Here is a 7,076-nt window from a genome sequence, read left to right on the forward strand (position 1 = left end):
CGGTCATGAGCAATCCCTCGGACGCTCCCCATCTTCCGAGGTCGGCGCCGATCGAGGCCTACGGCAAGGGTGGCTTCGCGTTTGCCGATATGTCGCATCGCGGCTCGCTGCTGTGCCTGCCCGACTCGATGTGGGCCTGGCCGGTCACCAGGCCGGAGGAGATCGACGAATATTCGCTGCAAAAGGTGTTCGCGGCCGCCAATGCGATCGACACCCTGATCGTGGGCAGCGGCACCGAGGTCTGGGTGCCGCCAAAGGGCCTGCGCGAGGCCCTGCGCGCGGTGCGGGTGGTGCTCGACCCGATGCAGACGGGCCCTGCGATCCGGACCTACAACATCATGCTGGGCGAGCGGCGTCGCGTCGCGGCGGCGCTGATCGCGGTGCCATGAGCGCGACGGAGGCGCCGAAGGACGGCGCGGCATTCTGCGCCGATCTGGTGCGGACCCATGACTTCGTGCGCTACGCCTCGACCTTGTTCCTGCCGGGTCCGGAACGCCGGGCGTTGCTGGCGCTCTACGCCTTCAACATCGAGGTTTCGCGCGTGCACGAGCAGGTCAGCCAGCCGCTGCCCGGCGAGATGCGGCTGCAGTGGTGGACCGACATGTTGGCCGGGACGGGGCACGGCGGCGTCGAGGGCAATCCGGTCGCGGCAGAGCTGCTGTATGCGATCCGCAATCACCGCCTGCCGGTCTCGCCATTGTCGCAGCTGGTCGAGGAGCACCAGTTCGATCTCTACAACGATCCGATGCCGTCGCTGGCCGCCCTCGAGGGTTATCTCGACTCCACGGCCTCGGCGCTGTTGTCGCAGGCGACGCGCGTGGTGGCACGGCCATCGGAGGCGATCGATCACCTTGCCCGTCATGCAGGCCTCGCCCAGGGCATGGCGCAGGTCATCGCGTCGCTGGGCCGGGACGCCTCGCGGCAGCAGCTGTTTCTGCCGGTACCGCTGCTTCAGCAGCACGGCAGCAGCAAGGAAGAGGTCTTTGCCGGCAAGCCGACGCCGAACATTCGCGCTGCGATCGATCAGCTCGCGGACGAAGCGCAGGGCCATCTCAAGACCGCCTTCGGACTGCTCGCGGATGTGCCGTCCGGCGTGCGTCCGATCTTCCTGCCGCTCGCTCACGTCAGGCGCGAGCTGAAGCGGGTGAGGGCGGCCGACTACGATCCGTTCGTGCCGAAGCCGGTCTCACGCCTGCGCACGCTCTGGACGTTGTGGCGGGCGGCGCGCACGGAAGAGTTCGGCAGCTAAAGCTGATCTGGCGCGACAAACGCAAAGCGCTTGTGCGGTAAACCCTGCTTAGCTCTACTCCTTCGCGATATGCTTGGTGAATATCCGGATCGTTGCGCCCCGGACCACCGGGCTGTTGTCATAGATGTCGGATGCGATCCGCTCGACCGCGTCGCGCAGCGCAACGAATTGCGCCTGCCGCGCCATGCTCGCGGTTCCACGCGTGCCGGCCAGCTCGTCCATTGCGGCGTCGCTGATCTGGCATTCGATTTCCTGCTCGCCGTTCATCATGGTGAATCCGAACGCCATCCGTTCGGAATCATATCCCCCGATACGGCCACGGGTGAGTGGCATTAAGTCTGTCCCTTGAGCGCGCCGGCCCTCGCAAAGAGTGGGGCTTCGCGCCGCGTTTGTCGAGGGCCGGGCGCCGCGAACTGCGTGCGCCTAAGAACGATCCGGAAAGTGCGATGCGGTTTTCCCTCGCGACGAACGCGGAACGCGTTTGCACGGAGATCGTGCTCAAACAAGAAGCTGAAGCGCGCTGGCGTTTCAGCGCCATCGAGGCTTAGCGCGCTGGGCGATCCATCTCGGCGACTTCGAAATTGAAGCGATCGCGCAGATTCTTGCGTTGCTCGAGGATGTCCCTGAGGAACTCGCGATCGGCGTCGCTGCGCATCAGCGGCTCGATCAGGTCGACTTGATTCATGGCGACGAGCTGCAGGATTTCCGTGCGCGGCTTGCCGGCGGCATCGCGCGGCAATGCGTGCACGATCTGGATGTGCTCCGGCGGTTTGACGCCCTTGGCTGCGGAAAGCTCATTGCGCAGCGTCTTTTCCAGCGCGGACTGGTCTGCCTCGACGAAGGCGTAGAGTCCGACGCCGACGCGGCGGTCGGCGAAGGCGACGATCGCGGTATCGCGCACGTCCGGATTCCTGCGGATCAGATCGACCAGCACCGGGGCGTCGTTGACCAGCCGGCGGCCGCCGCCCTCGCGGTCGGTGAAATTGAAGATGCCGCGCGTGATCGCCTGATAGACCTTCTTGCCGGTCTTGAGCCAGATGCTGGCGACCGCGGACTTCCTGGCGAGCACCTTGCGCTCTTTCGGCGTCAATGCCTCCGGAGCGTAGCTGCGCTTGTGCTTCAACAGATGCCGCAGATCCTCATAGGCCGCGATACGGAACAGCCGGCTTCGGGTCTTGAAGCAGGCGGCGAGCTGGAAGTCGGTGAGGTAAGCGCGGCCGTCGCGGCCGACCAGCCAGTTCTGCTCCTTGGCAAGGTCGTTGTGACAGATGCCGGCGCGATGCAGCTTGCGCAACGCTTGCTTGGCGGAGCGGAAATAAGCGACGTCGCCATGCGGCTTCGCCAGATGCAGCGCTGCCCCGTCGATGAAGCCGCGCACCAGTGCGCGCCGGCCGGCCCACAACAGCTTCGGCCCGACGTCGAGGTCGCGCGCCAGGGTCAGCGCGCGGCGCTCGCGCGAGAACAGATGAAAGGCCACGGCGAACGACCAGAACGGCACCTGATCGAGCCGGCGCAGCACGCCGTCGACTTCGCCGTGATCGGTGCGGAAGCGACCGCGCTCGACGGTTGAGAACACGTCGCGCTTGAGCAGGACACCCTGGCTCCATCGCGCCGACAGGGTGGCGTCGTCGTCTTTCGGCAAGCTCATGATCGTCAGGCCGCTGCCGCAACGCGCAGGTGGTCAGCGATCCAGTGGTCGAGATCGGCAAGCGCACGCGCGCTGATCGCCTGTTTCTTGGCGACGGTCTTCTCGTTGCCGCGCAGCCGCGAGCCGTCCGGCTTCTTGGTCGGTGGACTGGCCAGCGGCGGGAACAAACCGAAATTGATGTTCATCGGCTGGAACGAACGCGAACCGGCGTCGATCGTTTCGATATGGCCGCCGGTGATGTGGCCGAGCAGCGCGCCGAGCGCGGTCGTGGCTGGTGGCGGCGTCAACGCGGCGCCGCGCGTGTCGGCGGCGGCGCAGAGGCCGGCAATCAGGCCGACGCTGGCCGACTCGACGTAACCCTCACAGCCCGTCATCTGTCCGGCGAAGCGCAGCCGCGGCTGCGCGCGCAGGCGCAGCTGACTATCGAGCAGCTTCGGCGAATTCAGGAAGGTGTTGCGATGCAGGCCGCCGAGGCGGGCGAACTCCGCGTTCTCCAGGCCCGGGATGGTGCGGAACACACGCTGCTGAGCGCCGTGCTTCAGCTTGGTCTGGAAGCCGACGATGTTGTAGAGCGTGCCGAGCTTGTTGTCCTGCCGCAGCTGGACGATCGCATAGGCCTTGACCGTCGGATTGTGCGGATTGGTCAATCCCACCGGCTTCATCGGGCCGTGGCGCAGCGTTTCCTGACCGCGTTCGGCCATCACCTCGACCGGCAGGCAGCCGTCGAAATAGGGCGTGTTGGTCTCCCAATCCTTGAAGTCGACCTTCTCGCCATCGAGCAGCGCCGCGACGAAGGCGTCATACTGCTCCTTGGTCATCGGACAGTTGATGTAGTCGGCTCCGGTGCCGCCGGGTCCGACCTTGTCGTAGCGCGACTGAAACCAGGCCACCGACATGTCGATGGAATCCTTGTGCACGATCGGTGCGATCGCATCGAAGAACGCCAGTGCGCTCTCGTCGGTCAGCTGCCTGATGGCGTCGGCGAGCGGTGCCGAGGTGAGGGGACCGGTCGCGACGATGACGTTGCTCCAGTCGGCCGGCGGCAGGCCCGCGACCTCCTCACGGCTGATCTCGATCAGCGGATGTTCGTTCAGCGCTTTGGTGACGGCAGCGGAAAAGCCATCGCGGTCGACCGCCAGCGCGCCGCCGGCGGGCACCTGGTTGGCATCGGCCGAGCGCATGATGAGGGAGCCCAGCCGCCGCATCTCTGCGTGCAGCAGCCCGACCGCGTTGTTGGCGGCATCGTCGGAGCGGAAGGAGTTCGAGCAGACCAGTTCGGCGCAGCCTTCGGTCCGATGCGCCTCGGTCATTCGCTGCGGGCGCATTTCGTGCAGGACGACGCGGACGCCGGAATTGGCGACCTGCCAGGCGGCTTCCGAGCCGGCGAGCCCCGCGCCCACGATGTGCACGGGTTGGGAAGTGGATTGATGCGGTGTCATCGCGCAGCGTTAGCGCGTTTCGAGACCATATGCATCTGAAACCGCGCCACAAACGACAACGCCCGCTGTGGAAGCGGGCGTTATCCGTCATCAGATGGCTTGCGGCCGATTAGCCGTTGTAGGTACCGGCGGCAACGCGCGGAATGTCCGAGCGGTCGAGGCCGATATCGGCCAGTTCGCGATCGCTGAGCTGGGACAATTCGCTGACATTACGCTGATAATCCCGGAAAGCCTGGATCATGCGGATGAGCGAGAGCAACATGGTAGTCTCCTAGTAGTTCAGATTCAGCTTTTCCAAAGCCTCATCGTTGAAGTGAATATAGATGATATAGTGCAGTGCGGTAGTTCCGATGTTGCGATGCAGCTAAGCTCAAAACGCATGGCGACGGTAAGTTTCGATTAACCGTTTGGCGCTCTCTGAACCGTACCGCGGGCGGAAGTTCCGCCGGGGCCGCATAACATGAAGAAAGCTTCCTGAGATCAGCTAGTTAATGGAATTTTTCCACGCTTTGTCACCCAGCCCATATGGTAATTTCAGACCGTTTGATCAAGCGACAGCGGGCGCTTGTGGCACGGATCACCTCGATGTGTTCCATGCGTGATTCGCATGCGAAATGCGTTCATTTGAAATGAGTTTATATTCATTGTTTATGTTGCCGAATGGTTGATCGACATGGCGTCAATCAGTCGCATTGACGCCAGAGGTAATTCGGTCCTGCGGACTGTTGAGATTTACGTCGCGAGTAGCAGGGGCGCGCGGGACGCGCTGCTGATTATCGGAAGTGCGGTTCGATTGAAGTGAACGGTCCGAGCAAGGCTATCGCGGCGCCGCTTCCTTACCGACATGTAATCAAAACACTATGCAACGCATGCGCGATCCGCGCGCCGCGCTCATCACATTCATATCGCGCGAAGTTCATTCTGAAACGCTGCCGGGAACAGCGAATAATTGTTCTGCAGATTCCGCAATCACGCTGGGATCTGTCCAAGAACAAGAGATGGACCATCCCATGATTAAGACATTGATCGCAGCAGCAACCGTGGCTGCCGTCGCTTACGCTGTCGCTCCCGCTCAGGCCGCGCAGATGGGCGTCGGCTGCAGCGGTGCCAATCTCGGCAAGACCGAAGCCGCGGTGGAAGCAATGGCTGACAACGAGGTCAAATTCGCGGCGGAGAAGGAAATCTCGCTTGCTCAGGACGCGATGCTGAACGGCAAGATGGGTGCCTGCGGCATGCATCTCGGCAGGGCCGCGCACGCTGCGATGGCGAAGTAAGCTATTGTCGATGACGACAGGGGCCGGTCGCCTGGGGCGATCGGCCCTTTGATTCGGCTGGAGCGTGTCTCGCCCGCGACAAGCGCTCAATGTAATCGTCCTATTCCGGCGGGCGGGCGCCGTCCCGCCGCGCGGGCGCCCCGATCGAATGCCCCTCACGTGTTCTGGATGAAGTGCCGTTGATCGGCCCTGCTCGTGCCGCTTCACGCACGTCCGAAGGGGGCGCTCCGTATTGCCGACGAAAGGTGCGGTTGAAATAGGACACGTCGCCGAAACCGACCTCAAAGGCGACCGCGCTCACAGGCCGATCGGCGTAGCGCGGATTGACGAGCAATCGATGCGCTCGCGCGAGACGGCGCCCGAGCACGAATTGTGAAAACGTGGTCCCGTCGTCTTCAAACATCCGTTGCACCTGGCGCGGGGTGACGGCGTGCCGCCGCGCTACCGCCGCAACCGTGAGATTACCGTGATTGAGATGGTCGATGATATCGGCTTTGATGGCACGCAGCCGCGCCGCGCGGACGCCTCGCCCATGGGCAAGAGCCGCGGCATCTCTCGTTGCGCCGAGCGCCACAGCGATCAGATCGTGTACGTGCGAGGCCACGTGGTGCCGTAGCTGAGGCGTGGCAAGCGCATGATCCTCCTGCAGCGCCCCAACATAGCTCACCAGCAATTTCAGCGCTTCGGTGGAGCGCGCAATGGGCTGCATCACGGAGGAATCGACGCTGCTCACCAACGGCGCCAGCGCCGGCCGCGGAACGTGAAGGCACAGAATCTTCGCCGGGGCGGGGCAGACCATCGCGACCGGATCTGCCGAACTGACCAACAGCGCGTCGCCGGCGCTCCACGTGACCTCGCGTCCACGCTGCACCATCATGGCATCGTGCGAACCCATCACCAGGACAAGTCCGTCGTTGCCATCCGCCAACTGTTCGGCACCCCGCTCGTAGCGAAACGCCGACATGCTGGCCGACGTGATGGACAGCCCGGGCAGCATCCGCACGGTCACGTCCGCATGCAAAGAATGATCCTGCAGTGGCGCGAGGTCGGCCCTCAGCACCAGCCGGCCGTACAGATCACGCCATGCGGCCATACGGTCCTGCTCGGCAAAATCTTCCAAGGAAAACCGGGAAAGTGCAACGTCGTTGGCTGTCGAGGTCATCGGGGAAACTCAGGCTGTCTCAACAGGTGTCGCCGAATTGCCGCATCTCGTTCACCAAGGCGACCCGGCGGTAACAATCGCACGCGACGCAGTGCTTCTAGCCAATGACCCGGCTGTGTCAAAGCGCCCAGCGTATGCTCCATCCGCGGTTCGCCCCTGCGGCAGGTGCAGTCCGAGGTGGAACCGCACGTCCCATTGGCCGAAACGCATACAGATTGAAATGCCGACCTGCCAGGTCGCTTTCGTCCAAGGCGTTGTCGCGCCTGTCCAAGCCGGGCGGGCGGACAAGCCGCTAAACCTCTAG

8 protein-coding genes are annotated in these 7,076 nt (G+C 63.8%); 3 read left to right on the plus strand and 5 right to left on the minus strand.

Annotated features, from left to right (window positions below; translation table 11 throughout):
- Nucleotides 1-5: 5 nt before the first annotated feature.
- Together H8A95_RS25710 and H8A95_RS25715 are read left to right on the plus strand one after the other, a co-directional pair.
- Nucleotides 6-389, plus strand: a complete 384-nt coding sequence (locus H8A95_RS25710) for an Mth938-like domain-containing protein (RefSeq protein WP_229185685.1) — start codon at nucleotides 6-8, stop codon at nucleotides 387-389.
- Nucleotides 386-1,249, plus strand: a complete 864-nt coding sequence (locus H8A95_RS25715) for a phytoene/squalene synthase family protein (RefSeq protein WP_229185687.1) — start codon at nucleotides 386-388, stop codon at nucleotides 1,247-1,249. Before H8A95_RS25710 ends, H8A95_RS25715 begins: the two co-directional genes overlap by 4 nt.
- A gap of 54 nt (nucleotides 1,250-1,303) precedes the next feature.
- Here H8A95_RS25715 and H8A95_RS25720 read toward each other — a convergent pair whose 3' ends face one another.
- The 4 genes from H8A95_RS25720 to H8A95_RS25735 form a co-directional block, all read right to left on the minus strand.
- Nucleotides 1,304-1,582 carry a DUF1488 family protein gene (locus tag H8A95_RS25720; RefSeq protein WP_229185690.1) on the minus strand — a complete coding sequence of 93 codons (279 nt, stop codon included), beginning with the start codon at nucleotides 1,580-1,582 and terminating at the stop codon, nucleotides 1,304-1,306.
- Between the two features lie 211 nt (nucleotides 1,583-1,793).
- Complete coding sequence (locus H8A95_RS25725; protein WP_229185692.1) at nucleotides 1,794-2,897, minus strand: serine/threonine protein kinase; 1,104 nt, start codon at nucleotides 2,895-2,897, stop codon at nucleotides 1,794-1,796.
- Between the two features lie 5 nt (nucleotides 2,898-2,902).
- Nucleotides 2,903-4,336: a methylenetetrahydrofolate--tRNA-(uracil(54)-C(5))-methyltransferase (FADH(2)-oxidizing) TrmFO gene (gene trmFO, locus H8A95_RS25730; protein WP_229185693.1), complete on the minus strand. Its 1,434-nt coding sequence runs from the start codon at nucleotides 4,334-4,336 to the stop codon at nucleotides 2,903-2,905.
- A gap of 109 nt (nucleotides 4,337-4,445) precedes the next feature.
- Entirely contained in the window at nucleotides 4,446-4,598 is a 153-nt protein-coding gene (locus H8A95_RS25735) for a DUF1127 domain-containing protein (RefSeq protein ID WP_016846063.1), read from the minus strand.
- A 607-nt stretch (nucleotides 4,599-5,205) separates the two neighbouring features.
- Between H8A95_RS25735 and H8A95_RS25740 the strand changes: the two genes are divergently transcribed.
- A complete protein-coding gene (locus tag H8A95_RS25740; RefSeq protein WP_338027956.1) occupies nucleotides 5,206-5,610 on the plus strand; it encodes a hypothetical protein in 405 nt (134 codons plus the stop codon).
- 100 nt (nucleotides 5,611-5,710) lie between these two features.
- Here H8A95_RS25740 and H8A95_RS25745 read toward each other — a convergent pair whose 3' ends face one another.
- Entirely contained in the window at nucleotides 5,711-6,772 is a 1,062-nt protein-coding gene (locus H8A95_RS25745; RefSeq protein WP_229185695.1) for an AraC family transcriptional regulator, read from the minus strand.
- Nucleotides 6,773-7,076: the final 304 nt, after the last annotated feature.

The organism is Bradyrhizobium oropedii, from assembly GCF_020889685.1.
GTDB classification, from domain to species: Bacteria; Pseudomonadota; Alphaproteobacteria; order Rhizobiales; family Xanthobacteraceae; genus Bradyrhizobium; species Bradyrhizobium oropedii.